The organism is Paenibacillus lentus (genome assembly GCF_003931855.1).
Classification (GTDB): Bacteria; Bacillota; Bacilli; order Paenibacillales; family Paenibacillaceae; genus Fontibacillus; species Fontibacillus lentus.
Genome location: NZ_CP034248.1, coordinates 5,063,983 through 5,082,460 on the forward strand (window position 1 = coordinate 5,063,983; position 18,478 = coordinate 5,082,460).

The window sequence follows — 18,478 nt, forward strand, 5'->3', positions numbered from 1 at the left end:
CTATCGCTCATGTCAATCTTAATTATTGCTCTTAGCGAGCTTCAACATTTTAGCTCGCTCTTTGAAGAAATGCCGGAACCCTTTAAAAAACTGACCATTTACTACCATCAACAGCCCATCCAACATCGGCATGTTCACGATGCCGCCCGTCATTCTCGCAATTCCCCTAAACGGCATATGATAGATAGACATCATGATCAAATTGGCAGTGCTTCGTTTCCCTATTTTCCATAGGAAACCATGAGCGAAAGATATTAAGTGAAATGCGAATCTAGCAAATGCGCCTTTGGCATACTGGCACTGTGCAATCGTGTCGTTATAACCGATCGGCTTCGTTCGATCCCAAGTCGGCACGGGAACCTTCCAGCCTAGAAGACTCTCAAATTCCTCTTGACTGATCTTGCTGACCTGTCCTGAATAATAGGAAGGCAGCTTCTCCTGATCATATGGAAGCGGAGCATTCGTTCCTTCCACGACCAATGTTTCCGTCAATCTAATATCCGCACTGGATGCGCCAACCATAATGACATATTCCGCTTGTTCGACTTCCCATCTATCCGTCTTTACATTGAAATAACGGAAGGTCTTATCGTCGAAAGGGATCATAACCGTTTTGGTTTCTCCCGCTTGCAGGGACACTTTGGTAAATCCCTTTAATTCTTTCTTTGGTCTGAAAATCTCTCCCGTCTTGCAGCCGATGTAGAGCTGCGCTACTTCCATTCCGGCTCTGCTCCCGGTATTCGTTATTTTAAAAACGACACCTTCTTCAATCACTTGGATATCGGAGTATTCGAAGGTGGTATAGCTCAGGCCGTAGCCAAACGGAAACAGCACCTCTACGTTCGCAGTATCATAATAGCGGTAGCCGATATACAAGCCTTCTCTATATTCAACACTGACCTCTTTGCCCGGAAAATGATAATATGCGGGCGTATCCTCATAACGAAGCGGATACGATTCCGCCAATTTGCCGGAAGGATTCACTTTGCCGGACAATACTCTAAGAATCGCTCCTGCACCTGCCTGACCGCTTAAATAACCGTGAACTAGGCCCTTCACTTTATCAATCCATGGCATTTCTACCGCAGAACCGCACGACAAAACAACTACGATATTCGAGTTCACTTTATACAGCTCATGAAGCAAATCGACTTGGTTCTGGGGAATCTTCATGCTCTGCCGATCCAGTCCTTCAGCCTCCGTCACTTCATCCAGACCCAGGTATAATAGAACTACTTCCGCCTGCTTGGCGAGCGCGCATGCCCGGTCTATCTTTCTCTGGCTTCGTTTCCCGTAGCGCTCAAATCCAGGCTCATAGCCCACACTAGCAATTCCCGCCTCCTGCAAATAATCCAAGGTGTGATCCAGAATCGTCGGATTCACAATCGATGATCCAGCCCCTTGATATCTGGAGTTTTGTGCAAAATCGCCAATAACCGCTACTTTAACACCGGCTTTGAGCGGCAAAATATGATCTTCATTTTTAAGAAGCACGATAGATTCTTCAGCCGCCTCCCGGGCCGCTCTATGGTGCTCCTCCGCATCAAACTCGGTACTAGAAATTTTCTTAAACACTTCTTCCGTCGAAAAAACTAGCTCAAGCAGCCGATCTACGCATTCGTCCAGAACTTCTTCTTTCAGCTCTCCGCTTCGCACGGCTCGAATAATGTCCTCATTCGTCTCCCCTGCTGTCGTAGGCATCTCAAGTTCATTGCCGGCCAAGAGCCCAGCCACGCGATCATTGCTGCCCCCCCAATCGGTAACGACAACGCCTTCGAAATTCCATTCCTTGCGCAAAATTTCCCGCATTAAATGCAGGTTCTCATTCGTATACTCCCCATTCAGCTTATTGTAAGAAGACATAACGGTCTTCGTCTTGCCTTCCGTAACAGCAATCTCGAACGCCGTTAAATAAATCTCCCTGAGCGTCCTCTCATCCACGATCGTATCAATCGACATCCGTCTTTCTTCCTGATTATTGGCGGCAAAATGCTTCACACAAGCTGAAATTCCTTGCGATTGAATCCCGCGGATATAGCCCGCAGCCATTTTACCAGCATGATAAGGATCTTCGCTGAAATATTCGAAGTTTCTCCCGCATAAAGGGCTGCGCTTCATGTTCACTCCCGGCCCGAGCAGCACGTTGACTTTCTGGGCAACGGCTTCTTTGCCAAGATATCTTCCAATTTTCTCTCCTAGCTCCGGATTCCAGCTATTAGCTACCGTTGCTGCCGTTGGAAAGCATGTCGCTGGAAGACTGGCATTCAGCCCCAAATGATCGGCTGCGGCCTGTTGCTTGCGAATCCCATGTGGACCATCTGCTAGGAACATGCTAGGAATGCCGAGTCGGTCAATATTTTGCGTCTGCCAGAAATCTTTGCCCGACATCAAAGAGGCTTTCTCTTCCAATGTCATTTTCTTTATAATTTCAGTATGTTTCATCGTCTCTTCCTTTATTTTTGGCGGTACCCCATACAGAGTACCGCCAGAATATTTTTAATTTAATTTTTAACTTAAGCCGCGGCTTGAACAGCAGGTTTCCGTTTGCGGAATAAGAAGTAGAAGCCGGCAGCAACGCCAATAACAATAATAATGTCTACTGCAATCGTAATCTTCGCCCATCCCGGTAAATCCGTACTCATCCCGTTATCCATCCCATTACTGTTCGCTACAGTGTACAGCACATTATGTGCGTTATCTCTCATTGCCCATAACGTATCATTGCTCTTTGCATCGACTTCCGGCACACCGTACGGCGCAACCCCGGTAAGAAGGATATCATTGCCTGCCCTGAAAGCGAGCTCAGCGGTCATATACGGATAAGAAGGACCAATAAAGAAGTCTGTATTGACGATCCCTTTGAAGCCCCATTCATTGCGAAGTACTTCTTTCATTAGCGCCGGACTCGCTCCAACCCATGTATGACCAATACTGTTGAATGCGGACATCGCGCCTTTTGCGTCCCCTTCCTTCACCGCATATTCAAATGCCCTCAGGTAGATTTCACGGATCGCCTGTTCGTTGCTCCAGGTTAAAACGCCTAAAGTACGATTCTTCTCCTGATCGTTAAGCGCAAAGTGCTTCATGTAGACGAACCCGCCATGGCTTTGATAACCCTTAGTTACAACAGCAGCCATCTTCCCGGAAAGAAGAGCATCTTCGGAATAATATTCAAAGTTTCTTCCGGAAAATGCGGTGCGGTGGATGTTAACGCCCGGTGCATACCAGCCGCTGACTCCGTATGCTTTCGCTTCTGCGCCTACGGCATCTCCCATTTTTTCCGCCAGTTCAATGTTCCAGGTTTGTCCAATCATCGTCTCCGAAGGGAATGCGATTCCAGACATCGGATTCTTAGATAACAGAGCACTGATGCCCGCTGGACCATCATAGTCTGTCGTTGCCGGTTTGCCGATGGATGCGACCTCTACAGTCCGATAACCACCAAGCGTTCCAATCGATACAAGGTCTTGAACAGATAACTGATCTAACAGTTCACTCCAGCTTGCATCCTCATAATCAACACCCACATAATCCTTTAATGTCTTCCCATTATTCGCTCCCGTCGTCGGCGGGCTCTGTTGCTCGTCCGCAGGAATGTCATAACGTTTGCTGTTAATATAATCAACAAATGAAGCATCCACGAGCGTACCTCTTACTTCCTCTACAGCACCTTCCGCGTTCTTCACCTGGAAGGTTTCGTTCGTGTTCAGGACATCCATATTCGCAAAACCGTTTGCTCTAGAAAGATATGTTTGGATGCTGCCCTCTCCAGTCACCAAATCGTCAAACTGATTGACTGCGACTTGCTGATCCGTAGAGCGGCCGTTCTCGTCAAACACCACTTGATTCAAGTTTTTCGAACTTACATCCACGATTTTGTCATGCGAGTTCTTCATCAGCATGAGCTTGTATTCACCTGCTTCAAGAACATAAGAGCCGGTTTGACTGTAAACTTTAGCGTAATCATACGAAGCCATATCTTCTACTTTAAATGTCAAGTTCACTGTCTCTGATTCGCCTGGCTTTATGAGGCCCGTTTTGGCAAAAGCAGCTAGCTCGACGGATGACTTTTCAATTTTTCCTGTGTAAGGCGCGGAATAATAAAGCTGTACAACCTCTTTACCTTCCATGGAGCCTGTATTCGTCACTTTGACCTCGACGGAAATGTCCGTATCATTCCAGTTTAAGCTGTTCGGAACAACCTCTTGTTCAAAGGTCGTGTAGCTTAGCCCATGGCCGAACGGGAACATCACCTTCTCGTCATAGTTGATTGCTCCTTCTGCTGCTGCAGTCTCGTAGTAGCGGTAGCCTACATAAATCCCCTCGGTGTAATTAACATAAGTCAAAGGAACATTGTTCTTATCTACGGCTACCGCATATGTACCGTCCCCGTTGTCTATCACATATCGTAAATCTCCAAAGTTTCTCATCGCCGGCGCATCAAGCACATCTGTTGCAAACAAGTCCACCGTTCTTCCCGACGGATTGAGTTGTCCCGCTAAAATTTTGCCCAGCGATGCAAATCCTTTTTGTCCCGGTCCGGCGACCGTCACAACACTTTTGATTTGGTCATATTTCTTGATCCAATCCAGTTCAAACGTATTCGAGCCATTCACGATCACGATAATTTTGTCAAAATGATTCGTCACCGCATCGATCATGCCAAGCTCTCGATTGGACAGCTCTAGGTAATGCTTATTCGGATCCAAATCGTCAAGATTACCGAAGCGTTCCCCGCTTGGGCCCATCGTGGTTCCATTCGGATCATAGGTATCCGGGCCGTCCAAGACGTCCGGAAGATCTGTCCCTTCACCACCCGCACGAGCAAGGAAGATAATCGCTGTATCCGAAAACTCGGTGGCTTGCTTCATTCTTTCCTCGGTGTAAAACTCAGAAGCCACGGGTTCTGGAATCGTCCAATCATATCCCTCAATTCCCGATATGGGTCTTTCGAGCCCAGTTGCTACGTAATCGTTATATAATTGCTCGTTGATCTCAAAACCAGCTGCTTCCAAACCAGCCTTTGGCGTTACCGCCGTAGAGGAATCTGCCGCACCGGAACCAGAGCCCAGGTATACAGGCGCCGTAAAACTCCATCCAAAAACATTCACTTTTTTGTTCGTCGTCATCGGCAGCATACCATCATGATTCTGGAGAAGAACGATCCCTTCATCCGTAATCAACTCTGACACCACTTCAGAATTAGCCCGCGCTTTCTGCGCTTCTGGCGTTGTGATATCGATTTTTGAAAAATACGCTGTGATGACATCCGAGTAGTATGCCAGTGCAATGTTCGCCCCTGTGCCGATAAGCAATACAAATACCAGCAGAGAACTCATGATAATACGGAACTTTTTCTTGGATTTACCTGACATAAAATTTCTTGCCCCCATTTTCTTGCCCCCATCTAGTTATTTGAAACGCTTTCATCTGTTGTAAATCATGGATGAGCGTTCATTTCGACTGCAATTTAAGCTTAGCGCAGATAAGTTAAATATAGAATCAACGAAACGTTAGGGGGCGGCAACTTTTAGTTGACTACAAAAAAAAGCCGTCCTGACGGGCGGTTGCTCCCATCAAAACGACTTGCATCGATCCTTGACGTATCTTTGAAATAAAGCTACTGCTTTTGACTGAACTCCTCTTTTTCTGAAGACGAGGTAAATGTCCTGTGGAATCTTCTCTTTCAGTTTAATCCGCTTTAAGTTATCATTCATAAGTGCTTCTTCCACAAAATCGATAGAGATTCCTACAGTTCCATTTCTCTCGCATAATCTATGGGCAGATATAATACTGCCGAATTCATGGATAATCTGAGGCGAAAATCCTTGCTCCATGCATTTCTCGACAAAGCCGTTCTCCTTCCCTTCACCAGCCGCTTTAACGACCAACGCTTCACTTGTCAGATCCATGATTGAAATTTCGTCTTTACCGGCTAATGGATGTTCCTTCGACACGATGACCACGAATTCGCCTTCGGCAATTAACTCAAATTCACAATTCTCCATTTCTTCCGTACCGATAACCAGGCCGACATCCACTTCCTCTTGGAATATCTCGTTAATTGGATACTCATCCGGATATTCCTTCAACTTGATTTGAATATCAGGGTAAACTTGAGAGAATTGATATAAAAAATCCACGGGCAAAATCGATGTTATGGAATATGTAATCACCACATTCAAGCTGCCTTTTTTTCCGCTAATAATATTAATTTCCTTCTTGATGTCCTCGATCAAATAATGAATATGTTTAGCCCGGGCATAGAGGAGCTCACCGGCTTTGGTTGCTTCCATCCCTCGAGAGCTTCGGTAGAATAATTCAGCTTCCAGCTCAATTTCTAACTGCCTGATGGTTTTGCTTACTCCCTGAGGGGTAATAAACAGATCTTTCGCTGCCGCTGTAACACTATTTTTCTCATATACCTTGATGAAGTATTCCAGTGCTTCTGTGTTCAATTCGGCTAACCCTCCTAATTCCGGACACTCCTTAGCCAATGGTTGCTATTGTTATTTGCATTGATAGTACAGCATATTTTACTTTATATCAATCTAGCTGCATACTGCAGAGATGCTATAGTTCATTGCATTCGATTATGCTAAGATGTGAAATAACGATCGATTAAGGGAGTATTCACATGTATGATTATTTAGTAGTTGGTGCAGGATTGTTCGGAGCAGTATTCGCCTATGAAGCGAACAAGAGAGGCATGAAATGCCTGGTCATCGATAGAAGAGATCACATCGGCGGAAACATATATACGGAAGAAATAGAGGATATTCACGTACATAAGTACGGGGCTCATATTTTTCATACGAACAGCAAAGAGATATGGGACTATGTGAATGGTTTTGCCGAATTCAATCGGTTCACCAATTCACCGATCGCCAACTATAAGGGAGAATTGTACAATCTGCCCTTTAACATGAACACCTTCAATAAGCTATGGGGCGTTGTCACCCCGGATGAAGCCAGGCAAAAAATCGAAGAACAAAGGTTAGCAGCCGGCATCACCGAACCTAGAAATTTGGAGGAACAAGCGATTTCACTTGTCGGCACGGATATATACGAAAAACTAATCAAGGGATATACGGAGAAGCAGTGGGGAAGATCCGCCAAAGACCTGCCCTCCTTCATTATCAAACGGCTTCCCGTCCGCTTCACTTACGACAACAACTATTTCAATGATAGGTACCAAGGCATCCCGATCGGCGGATACGGGGCGATTATCGAGAAGATGCTGGAAGGCATCGAGGTCAGGTTGAATGTGGATTTCTTCGAAGACAGGAATGCTTTTCTTGGCTGTGCCAAAAAAGTAGTTTATACCGGCATGATCGACCAATATTACGCTTACGAATACGGTGTGCTCGAATACCGGAGCCTGCAGTTTAAAACGAAAGTGCTGCATGATACCCCCAACTACCAAGGCAATGCCGTCGTTAATTACACGGATCCGGAAACGCCGTATACGCGGATTATTGAGCATAAGCATTTTGAATACGGTACGCAGCACAAAACGGTCATCACCGAGGAATATCCTCAAGAATGGAAGCCAGGTGACGAGCCCTATTATCCCATCAACGACGGTAAGAACAATGAAATCTACCGAAAATACAAAGTTCTGGCCGACCGCGAGCAACAGGTCATCTTCGGCGGACGCCTCGCTACCTACAAATACTACGACATGCATCAGGTCATCGGAGCGGCTTTGGCTGCTGTTAGCAGGGAGTTTGGAGAGTGAGTGTTCGTTTACTGGAAATAACCCGCCCCAGTGCCTGGGGCGGGTTGTTTTATGCCATCAGGTTTGGAGGTAATTCCCTTAACCGCCCCCAACTCCACTAGGAGTAAATCCTTCCGTTCATATTTCGTGGTATTCTCAGGTTGAATCATATTCTTAATCCAGCGATCATGGTGGATAATCCAGTTTCCCAAATTGAAAACATCAAAAATTTACAAATTATCCGCCAAATTCCAAACCTCAAGTTTATATTGATCATACACAATAGGTACCGCATCAACAGCTTGTTCTAAAACCCCTTCATCCAGTCTGACCCACCCTTTATAAATAACACAATATGGATTTCTCGATCCAATACGTAAACACAGTACCCGGACATTGTTTCTCGTACTGCTTCATTTGCAAATACATGTCCATCCCATCAGAAACATCATGCCATAAATCCGTAAACACAAAATCATATTTCCCTTTGCCCATCTGCTCTTCCGCATATTCAAAGGCATCCGCCTGAACAATGTGAATCTTATGGCCATGCTTGAATTGCGGCAGCACGTATTGTCGAAATAAATCGATCACATGCTTATTGCTTTCAACGACCGTTACACTCGTAACATTCTCTTTCTCCGATACCATATACGCATAGTAACCAAGTCCGAGTCCATACGTAAGTACGTTACCGAAAGCTTGTTCGACAGGCTCCTTCATCGTTTCGATTTCGTTCGGCGTAATGGTCATCCAGATGCGGTTATTTTCCAGAATGGCCGGAAATCGGAAGGCCGTATCAAAAAAACCGATCTGGGGAATTTGCCTTCCCTCTTCCGTACGGACGATATCGTTGCATACGAAGCCTTCGAAAGGCTTGTATTGTTCATATTTCAACTCGCTGGTGCCTATTTGGATGGCAGGAATCTTGATCTGGCTATAATATGCGTTCTTATAATACTCCTCAGCCTCAAGTTTATGAAGCATTGACTTAAAATAATGATTGAACAACTGCTTATCGTCCGCGTTATCTACAATGTCCAGTCCGAAGGCAGCTGCCAATAAGACAGCAAAAGCATATTCATGAGAAACGCCACTTTGAACAATCTCATCCATTTCCTCCTGAGTAATCAAATCAGGGGCATGATTCAAATAATGGCTTAGCAAAGCAAATACCTTGGCGTTATCTTCCTTTATTTTCTGTTGTATCGTTTGATTATGTTCCATTTTCTCACCTGTTGATAATTTGGCTTACGTTATTATTACACATTTAAAATCCCGCTTTGGCGAACCGCCTCTACCGCCTGCTTCAGATTCTCTTCACTTTGAACCAGCGCCATTCTCACATATCCTTCGCCCGAAGGGCCGAAGGCACTGCCCGGCGTAACGATGACTCCGGCTTTGTTGACCATGTCCATGACAAACTCCTCCGATGTCTCGTAATGTGAGGGGATCTCCGCCCAGACAAACATCGTTGCCTCCGGCTTGTCGATGGCCCATCCCAGCGCATTCAAACCATCGCATAAAATATCTCTTCGTTGCTCGTAAGCTTTACGCATTGTCTCTACACCGGTCTGATCACCTGTTATCGCCGCAATCGCAGCTTGCTGAATCGGCAGAAACATGCCGTAGTCCATGTTCGACTTCAGGATTTTCAGGCGGGAGACGACCTCCTCATTTCCCACGCAAAAACCGACTCTCGCTCCAGCCAAACCATAGGTTTTGGACAAGGAATTAAATTCGACCCCGACCTCTTTCGCACCGGGGTAGGCGAGGAAGCTGCCGCAGCTTTTGCCATCAAACACTAATTCACTGTAGGCATTATCATGAAGAACAATAATATCATATTTCTTCGCAAAGGCGACCAGATCAATGTAGAAGCTATCCGGTGCCATGGCGGCAGTCGGATTATTCGGATAAGATACCAGCATCAGCTTGGCTTGCTGTGCCACATGTTCGGGAATATCAAGCAAATCGATCACATAGCCGTTTTCTTTTTTCTGCGGCATATAATGAAGCTTCGCTCCCGCAAGCAGCGGCCCATCTGCGAATACCGGGTAACAGGGATCGGGCACCAGCACAATATCTCCCTCATCCACGATGGACAATGAAATATGCGCCAGTCCTTCCTGCGAACCTAATAAGGAGCAGATCTCCGTTTTGGGGTTCAGCTCAACCTCATATCTCTCCCTGTACCAGGCGCTTACCGCTTCCAGCAAAGCACTTTGATCGCTGAGAGCATACACATAGTTCCTTTCGTCGGTGGCAGCCATACATAGGGCTTCGATGATATGTCTCTCCGGCGGAATGTTCGGTGCGCCGATGCTCAGATCGATCACCGTTTCTCCACGTTCCAATTTGCTACGTTTTATATCCGATAATTTAGTGAAAATACCTTCACCAAACCGATTCATTCTTTTTGCGAACTGCATCTTTGTTTGCTCCTTTTTGGCTTAAACTTTATACAAACGATATAAATTATAATAATGAGTTACCAAAAGGTTATCATAATAGAATAAGTATGAACAATAACCTGTGAAATGTTCCAAGGTACTAGGAAGAGCCAATCCAGAGCATGAACCGTTACCAAGGCACCCCCAACTTCCGCCGACTAGCTGACGGCCAGTATTTCTTGCCTGGCTTTATCGATCTGCATGTTCACGCGCCGCAATGGGCCCAGTCCGGAACCGCATTGGATATCCCGCTCTATGATTGGCTAAATACGTACACTTTCCCGCTGGAGTCTAAATTTTCGGATCTCGACTTTGCAAAAAAAGTCTACGACGATGTGGTGTCCGCTTTACTTGCAAACGGTACAACCACAGCGCTTTATTTTGCCACCGTGCATAAAGAAGCCAGCTTGTTGCTGGCGGAAATATGCGCCACCAAAGGCCAGCGCGGTCTCGTCGGCAAAGTCGTCATGGATGATCCGCAGCAAAATCCAGAATACTATCGCGACGCTGACACGAGAACGGCACTCCTGGACACCAAAGAATTCATTATAGCTGTACAGAAGTTAGCCAAGTCCACAAAGCAAGGCGTGTATCCGGTAGTGACCCCGAGATTCATTCCAAGCTGCACGAATGAAGCTTTGAAAGGCCTAGGGGAACTGGCCGACAAATATGACGCCTATATCCAATCGCACTGCAGCGAAAGCGACTGGGAACACGGCTATGTACAGGATCGCTTTCACAAAAATGATGCCTTCGCCCTGCATGGTTTTGGCCTATTTTGTGATAAATCTATCATGGCCCACTGCAATTTCCTCAATGATCAAGATGCGGATTTATTCGCAAAGACAGGAACAGCCATTGCCCATTGCCCCATCTCCAACGCATATTTTGCCAACAGTGTCATTCCGATCGCCCATTTGCATGGTAAAGGCGTCGAGATCGGTCTAGGCTCCGATATTTCGGGAGGCTTCTCACCTAGCCTGTACGATAACATCCGACAAGCGGTTATCTCTTCCAGAATGCTGGAGGATGGCGTGAATACCTCCCTTCCGGCAAATGAGCGTGGTGTGCCCGGATCACGTATTACAATCCATGAGGCATTCTATCTGGCTACCGCCGGCGGTGGTGAAAGCTTAAGCTTGCCTATCGGCCGTATTCAAGAAAACTATGCCTGGGATGTACAGATCATCGATACGAAATTACCTTCTGCCAAACTGCCGATCTTTAATGAAGACGAGAATTTGGACGATGTTTTTCAGAAAATGATGTACTTGGTTAGACCTGAACATATCCGCGAAGTTTGGGTACAGGGGGAGAAGGTACATTTGCGTCAGGAGTAAAACACCCAAGGCAATTTGAGGATGTATCTCCGTAATAACGAGCTGCCAAGTCATATGTCAGCTTAACCTTAATTATGATAAATTTGACATATTGTAAATGAATGTATATTTTTATAATAAAGAGCATTTTGCGATGGGAGAGGTGCGTATGAATTCAGCTGTATTCAAATTGATAAGCTTTTGGATTGATAAGTTAAGAAAAGAATGGCAAATCCCGGGGATTGCTATATCCGTGGTACAAAAAAATCAGGTTCTGTTTTCATCAGGTTTTGGTGAAAGAAACATCAAAGAGAAGCTTCCTGTAAATACGGAAACATTATTTCCCATTGCCTCTTCGACAAAACCATTTACAACGATGGCTCTCTCGATTTTGTTAAATGAACAGAATATGGATTGGGATACCCCCATTAAGCAGTACTGGCCTTCATTCCAAATGAAAGATTCTTATGCTACGGACCATTTAACCTTACGCGATATTGCCTGTCATCGTTCTGGACTGCCGAGGCATGATATGGTCCTTAACAATACTACCCTCACGCGAGAAGAAATTGCCGAAAGCATTCGATTTCTCGATCCCAATCTTCCCGCCCGCTATGTTTGGCAATACTCCAACATCATGTATATATTAATAGGCTTTTTTATCGAACAGCAGACGGGTATGACGTGGGAGGAATGGGTAAAGAAAAAGATCTTTGAACCGCTTGACATGAACTCCAGTCTCTTCTCCATCAAGGATTTGCAGCAACTAGACAATTACGCAACCCCCTATACTGCAGTTGGTGATGATATCATCGAGATTCCATTCAGCAATTTAGATATACAAGGTCCAGCCGGGTCTATTATCTCCAATGTAAAAGATTTATCTGCCTGGCTTTCTTTACTTTTAAACCATGGACAGATCCATGGAAATTCAGTTGTTTCAGAAGCACAGCTCAATGAAATGCTATTTCCTCAAATTGTAGTTGGCCCTGGAGAATTCCCGGAGATCCCGTATTCTCTTTATGGCCTAGGCTGGTTCGTTGAAGTGTACCGTGGCCGCAAACTGATTAGTCATGGAGGGAATACAACCGGCTTCAGTACCCATATTTCATTTATGCCAGATGACGATATCGGCATCGTTATTTTAGCTAACAAAGAAGTGACCCAGCTTCCGGAATGCATGGCTTATCATATGTATGATCAAATATTAGGTTTAGGTCCGATTGATTGGAATACAAGATTTAAAATCAAGAACGAGCAGCTTCACCAAGCTCTAGCCAGCATGCGCAATTCCGATTACTCTATCACAGATATTGATGATCCAGCACCTTCACATCCCACATCCTGTTATTTAGGGGAATTTAACCACCCAGCCTACGGAGGGGCCGTGATTTGCGAGCGAGAAGGCTCATTATTCCTAAAATACAAAGATGCCGAGTTGCCGTTATATCACTATAATCAGAATGTATTCAAAGTAGTCGACGAACAAAATGATGCCCAGTTTCTGATTGAATTTAACGTCAATGAAAATGGAAGATGCGAATGCTTGAACATGCCATTGGAGCCTACACCCGGTGTCAAGGACATTTCATTCCAGCCGGTAAAAAAGTAATACTTCGTTAAGAGAGGCACCTCCCGAAAGAATTTAGGAACAACATTTTGTTGCTCCCAATTCAATTGAGAGGTGCCTCTTGGCATGGCCGAATCAATCTTGTTTAGTTGCTTTGTGGAACTGAACGGCAATAATCCGCCGCTGACTCCGCCATATTGATATAATGCTCTAAGAACGCCTGCATCGTTTGTTCTGTAAATAAATCCGTATTATACTCCAACCTTAGTTGAAGATCTTCCTCTGTTTCATATACATGCAGGCTTAAATCATATTTAGATGTCATATTAGCTTCAATATGCAGCCGTGCTGTCCCTTGCTTCATGTTATAAATGGATTGCTGTGCATTTTGTACCGTAAATACTACCTGGAAAAGCGGAGAGCGAGCTGCATCAGGCTTAATTTTTAATTCACGCAGGATGATTTCCAGTGGAATACTCTGATGCTCATGCGCTTCCAAAACCACATTCTTAACCTGAGTCAGCAGTTCATCAAAAGTTGGTGCCCCGGTAAAGCCTATATCTAAAGCAAGCGTGTTGGCCAGGTAGCCGATCCATTCATCGGAGTACGGCCAATTTCTATTCGCCATGACTGTGCCTATTCGCAACCTGTCTTGACCCGAGTATCTGTATAGCAATGTCGCAAATATGGTTAACAAAAACATGTACTTCGATGTCTTCGTACAGCGGCAGGCATCGCTTATTTTTGAAGCAAGCTTTTCCCCGGTTTCATATTCGAGAATTGTCCCATTGTAGGTTTGTACCGGTGGGCGTGTATAGTTTAGAGGCAATGAAATAGGAGGTACATCTATTGCAAGTGCCTTCTTCCAGTAACCAAGCTGTTCCGTATACGGAGCATTACTATTTTCAAACCAAGATCTCTGGCCCTCGATAAAATCACCGTATGACATGATCTGCCCTTTCGGTTCAGGGATGTTCCCCTCGTTGAGTTCCGTATAATAACGAATGATTTCCTCGGTAAGGACATGAACGGACCAACCATCAGAAATAATATGATGCATAGAACCAAGCAGGACATGCCGATAATCGCTAAGTTTGATCATAGTAAAACGGGATAAGGCATCCTGAGTCAAGTTAAATGGCTTGTTCGCTTCCGCACGAATCAGTTCAGCTAAATGCTCCTCCTGAATTCCTGGATCTAAGGCTGAGAGATCCGTAACAGGGATCCCAATCACAACGTTATTCTCGATGCTGATCCTTGGATGATCGCCCTCTAATTTAATCAGCATACGCAGCGCATCTTGGTTTTTCACCAAGGCTTCAACGCTTTTTAATAAGGTTGAAATATCCAGCATCCCATCGAATCTTAGTGTAAAGGTGATGTTGTAACAAGGGCTGCTCGGATTCGCTTGATGAAGAATCCATTGTCCTAGCTGGGACGGGGTCAGTTCAAGATGCCTGTCATTATGTTTCGTTCGAGCTGGCGAATCAGGATGTGCAGATGAATTCTGTTCCGTAACCAAATGATTTCCTGCCGTCCGTATTCGACTTGCTAGGCCGCTCATCGTTGGGTTCTCCATAAAGTCTCTTAGTGATATGGATACACCGTAACTGGATTGTATGTTAGACAACAGCCGGGCAGCCTTCAGAGAGTTCCCCCCCACATCAAAAAAATTGTCATGAGCATTTACATGTTCCTGTTGAACAAGAGCACTTAACAGATGAACCAATTGCTTCTCTATTCCCTGTCCTTCCTCTTTAGTCTCGGATATTGCCAATTGTCTGCCTTCATCGAGACTCCCCAAGTGTCGCAGCTTCAACGTAATATCCTCTTCCGCCATATATCCACGGGACATACGTATAGAATCATACAACTCAGAAAGAGAGGAGTCAGAATCATGCGTAGTGAACTCCACTGTAATTAATATTTCCGTCTCTACGGCCTCTTTGCTCAACAAAACAATATCCGGTGAAGCTTGGTCAAGTCCTATATAGACTAATGGCTCGCCTAAGGAAAGACTAAACTCAAAGGAATACATCCCTTTTGAAGATGTTATCGGAATATGACCTCGTTTGTGCAGCATCTCCTGCATATTATTAAATTGTTTACCAAGACCGATTTGACTCCATAAACTCCATGCTAAGCAATATACATGCTTATATTTATCAGCCAAGTATTCTGTAAACCATTCGACGAACGTATTTGCAGAACTATACGCACTGATGCCATATCCAGAAGCAATACTACTTGTGGAAGAGCTTGTTACAAGCATGGCGTCCGGGTACTGTTCTAAAAGACGTGCCATATTATATGTTCCCCATACTTTTGTTTCATACATGAAATCCAAGAACTCTACCGATTGCTCGGTCATCAGCCTCTCCTCATAGATCCCAGCCAAATGAATCATTCCATTGATTTGATCCGTATTCATCATCACAAAGGCTTGTTGGAGAACAGCATTTAAATTGCTCCATGACGATACATCTGCTTGTGCGTAAATTACCTGATTCGTCCTAGTTCCTAGTTCTTGAAGCCTCTCCAGTGTTCGCCGGCGATCTGCATAATGCTCATTCGCTTGATGCTTTTCGTCAAGGCTGGTTTTGCCAATGATCACTATATTTGCGTCGTGGTGTTCTATAAGATATTGCGCTATTAACGCACCAACCCCGCCTAAACCACCAGTAATCAGATACATTCCCCCGCGTATCAATGGCATTTGGCCCGTATACTGTTGATTTGCCTTTAATTTGCGGAGCTTTGGAACATATCTCTGATCCTGACGATACATTACAATGCTTGAATCCAACTGCTGCCATTCCTTACTTATGATCTCCACCAATTGTGCAAGGGGCGATGATCCATCTATATCAATGAAGGTGGAAGTCATTTGAGGGTATTCATACCCCAAAGTTTTCACTAATCCGGGAAGCGTCGCATTCTCAAAAAACGGTTCATCGCCATGACGGAACCAGCTTGCATTAGGGGCAATGACTGTCATCGTAGACGGAAGTACTCCATGTTCATTCAGAGCCTGCATCAAATTCAGCAAGCTGTAGCTCCCCTTAAACTGAGCTTCTTTTAAATTCTCCAGTTCATTTCGCTTTTGCTGGTTATCCTGTTGGAATGCCCACAGATGAAATACGTGGTCAATATGTAGATGATCCAAAGAAAGATGTTCCATCAGCATATTATAATCCTGTGACAATTTTGGATTTATAATGTAATGATGGGGAGCCTTCTTTTCAAACCTCTGTCCTTCATCCACAATGATAACGTCACTGATCCTCTTAATCTGGGAAGCCCACGCCAGCCCCAATCCGAAGCTGTCGTTGAAAATAAGACAGGTGCCAGATGGCAAGCTGTTCTCAGGAGATGGACTAGCTGACCATTCCCGAGTATAAAACCATTCAGGCAGAGTCATATCCTCTTCTCGTTTCACTTCCAGAAGTCTCAGAATATCCTCGAATTCTCCGCGGTTGAACCGTTCCGCGAAGGCATTCCGCTGTATTTTGCCTGATTCAGTTCTCGAAAAATTCTCTCTCTTCACCGGAATAATATACTTCGGATTAATACCTAGACTCGTGCTTACAACTCTTCTGATTTGCATAATAATGTTTGAGATATAATCCAAATCCTTGTCATCCGCCGGGCTAAAAAACAAAATCAGCTCTTCCATGCCAGTCATAGGGTCCGTAAGTGGAACAGCGGCCGCATAAGTGGGAAGCACGCCATAAACATCCCCGACAATAGCCTCGATTTCGTAATTATAGAAATTGTTCCCATTTACGATGATGATGTCTTTCTGACGGCCTGTAATGGTCAATTTTCCATCTTTAATAAAACCAAGATCTCCCGTATCAAACCAGCCATCCTTCGTGAAGGCCTCCTCATTAGCTTCGGGATTCTGATCATAACCCGCCATAATCGTAGGACCTGATACTTGGACTCTGCCGATATGCTGCTCCTTCACTAGTTGACACATATCGTCTGTAATCCGAATGCTGACTCCCGGTAACGGCCCTCCCACCTCAGTAAAGCACATAACCCCGGTCTCTTCCTGTTCGCCAAATCGCAATCTTTTATGAAAGGATAACTTATCGACATAATGAACTCCATCCTTGGGGGCACTCCGAAAACGATGGGAATACACAATCCCTGAAGATGTTTCGGACATACCGAATGATGGGAAAATACAATCATCACGCAGCTTAAATTTTCTCAATAAGTTTAGAAACTGCTTCGCTGTTTTGGGTACAATCGCTTCTCCACCGTTCAAAATATGTCTGACACTAGACAAATCCCATTGACCTTGCTTCAAATCAGCTTCCAGTTCGTTAATTAATGAAAATGCAAAGTTAGGTGCCCAAGTCAATGTAACTTGATAGGCATCCATCCATTTCAACCAGTTTAACGGCTGAGAGATGAAAGAATCGATCCTCGGCAACAATTGTTTACAGCCAAGATTTACCCCTAGAATATGATACATGACTAGACCGCCTACATGCTCTAAAGGCATCCAGTTTAGTAACACCTCTTCAGACTGAAACGCATGCATCTGTACGGTTGCTATTGTACGCGAAACAATGCTGCGGTTTTTATGACGGACGCACTTCGGCTTCCCGGTACTGCCTGAGGTAAACAGAAACAATACATAATCATCTTCATCATATACATACAGATCCTGTTCCTCGCCGTGCTCCCTTAAATTTTCAGCCGCTGCAATTACTAATTCATCGACCGACCATAATTTCTTTAAATTCGTCACATCATCCACACTAGACGCATCCGTTAAAATCACAGGACGGTTGAGCATCTTCCAAATGTTGAGCAGCTTTGCAGTGTCCGCATTGTGTTCTTGATAGGACAACGCCGTACCAACCGGTACGGAGATAAAACCACCCAATACACATGCCCAAAAAGCAGGAACAAAATTCTCATTTTTGTTAAATTGAAAGATGACTTTATCCTGAGGCTTCAAGCCTAATTCCCTGAGACCACGAAGGATCCGTTTGGCGTCTGCCAGCAGCTCGGGGTAACTGATGTATTGCTCTGACCCATCTTCTAAAATATACATAATCCCAGTATCCGACTGTGCGGCTGCTTGAATAAGCATGTCAGATAAATTTATAGGAACGGTGGTGTCATTGCTGCCTTTGATGGGTTCACCATGACTGATTGCCCACGGCAAAGAATCATCTAATCTATCGATCGGGTTCTTCTGCTTGGCACTCTGAAAATTGGCCTCGCCCCTTTCAAGATGACTAGCCGTGGGGAGCCAGTCCTTAACATGAAGGACCTGGTTCCCCTTAAGATTTTCTTCTGCAGTAACTCGGAATTCTTTGATGAATTTTGTTTTTTTCAATGTTTTTTCAATATCAGAAATCAGGCGTATATGTTTTTTTGAATGCATAACGCT

General features: G+C 44.8%; 9 protein-coding genes. 3 read left to right on the forward strand and 6 right to left on the reverse strand.

From position 1 onward, the window contains the following. Positions 1-18 precede the first annotated feature (18 nt). The 3 genes from EIM92_RS22790 to EIM92_RS22800 all read right to left on the reverse strand — a co-directional run bounded on the left by EIM92_RS22790 (position 19) and on the right by EIM92_RS22800 (position 6,458). Entirely contained in the window at positions 19-2,442 is a 2,424-nt protein-coding gene (locus EIM92_RS22790) for a glycoside hydrolase family 3 C-terminal domain-containing protein (protein ID WP_125084809.1), read from the reverse strand. Positions 2,443-2,513: 71 nt separating this feature from the next. Further along, positions 2,514-5,393, reverse strand: a complete 2,880-nt coding sequence (locus EIM92_RS22795) for a glycoside hydrolase family 3 N-terminal domain-containing protein (RefSeq protein WP_246021134.1) — start codon at positions 5,391-5,393, stop codon at positions 2,514-2,516. Between the two features lie 183 nt (positions 5,394-5,576). Further along, positions 5,577-6,458 (reverse strand): LysR family transcriptional regulator, encoded by an 882-nt coding sequence (locus EIM92_RS22800; RefSeq protein ID WP_125084810.1) that lies wholly within the window; start codon positions 6,456-6,458, stop codon positions 5,577-5,579. Between the two features lie 179 nt (positions 6,459-6,637). On the opposite strand from EIM92_RS22800, the gene glf reads away from it, so the two are divergent. Beyond that, positions 6,638-7,741 (forward strand): UDP-galactopyranose mutase, encoded by a 1,104-nt coding sequence (gene glf / locus EIM92_RS22805; RefSeq protein ID WP_125084811.1) that lies wholly within the window; start codon positions 6,638-6,640, stop codon positions 7,739-7,741. 318 nt (positions 7,742-8,059) lie between these two features. Here the strand turns inward: glf and EIM92_RS22810 are convergent, their stop codons facing one another. Together EIM92_RS22810 and EIM92_RS22815 are read right to left on the reverse strand one after the other, a co-directional pair. After that, positions 8,060-8,947: a spermine/spermidine synthase domain-containing protein gene (locus tag EIM92_RS22810; RefSeq protein ID WP_246021135.1), complete on the reverse strand. Its 888-nt coding sequence runs from the start codon at positions 8,945-8,947 to the stop codon at positions 8,060-8,062. A 35-nt stretch (positions 8,948-8,982) separates the two neighbouring features. After that, complete coding sequence (locus tag EIM92_RS22815) at positions 8,983-10,152, reverse strand: aminotransferase class I/II-fold pyridoxal phosphate-dependent enzyme (RefSeq protein ID WP_125084812.1); 1,170 nt, start codon at positions 10,150-10,152, stop codon at positions 8,983-8,985. Positions 10,153-10,295: 143 nt separating this feature from the next. Here EIM92_RS22815 and guaD point away from each other — a divergent pair, with 143 nt between their 5' ends. Together guaD and EIM92_RS22825 are read left to right on the forward strand one after the other, a co-directional pair. Then, entirely contained in the window at positions 10,296-11,513 is a 1,218-nt protein-coding gene (gene guaD / locus EIM92_RS22820) for a guanine deaminase (protein WP_246021136.1), read from the forward strand. A 148-nt stretch (positions 11,514-11,661) separates the two neighbouring features. Continuing rightward, the gene (locus EIM92_RS22825) at positions 11,662-13,104 is read left to right on the forward strand and encodes a serine hydrolase (protein WP_164515195.1); all 1,443 of its coding nucleotides are present in this window, start codon (positions 11,662-11,664) and stop codon (positions 13,102-13,104) included. 103 nt (positions 13,105-13,207) lie between these two features. On the opposite strand, the gene EIM92_RS22830 is transcribed toward EIM92_RS22825, so the two are convergent. Next, positions 13,208-18,472 carry an SDR family NAD(P)-dependent oxidoreductase gene (locus EIM92_RS22830; RefSeq protein WP_125084814.1) on the reverse strand — a complete coding sequence of 1,755 codons (5,265 nt, stop codon included), beginning with the start codon at positions 18,470-18,472 and terminating at the stop codon, positions 13,208-13,210. Between the last annotated feature and the right edge of the window lie 6 nt (positions 18,473-18,478).

Bases quoted from the DNA above. Each gene is read 5' to 3' on its own strand.
- EIM92_RS22790 (WP_125084809.1), bottom strand. From the start codon at position 2,442: ATGAAACATACTGAAATTATAAAGAAAATGACATTGGAAGAGAAAGCC.
- EIM92_RS22795 (WP_246021134.1), bottom strand. From the start codon at position 5,393: ATGGGGGCAAGAAATTTTATGTCAGGTAAATCCAAGAAAAAGTTCCGT.
- glf (WP_125084811.1), top strand. From the start codon at position 6,638: ATGTATGATTATTTAGTAGTTGGTGCAGGATTGTTCGGAGCAGTATTC.
- EIM92_RS22810 (WP_246021135.1), bottom strand. From the start codon at position 8,947: ATGGAACATAATCAAACGATACAACAGAAAATAAAGGAAGATAACGCC.
- EIM92_RS22815 (WP_125084812.1), bottom strand. From the start codon at position 10,152: ATGCAGTTCGCAAAAAGAATGAATCGGTTTGGTGAAGGTATTTTCACT.
- guaD (WP_246021136.1), top strand. From the start codon at position 10,296: ATGAACCGTTACCAAGGCACCCCCAACTTCCGCCGACTAGCTGACGGC.
- EIM92_RS22825 (WP_164515195.1), top strand. From the start codon at position 11,662: ATGAATTCAGCTGTATTCAAATTGATAAGCTTTTGGATTGATAAGTTA.
- EIM92_RS22830 (WP_125084814.1), bottom strand. From the start codon at position 18,472: ATGCATTCAAAAAAACATATACGCCTGATTTCTGATATTGAAAAAACA.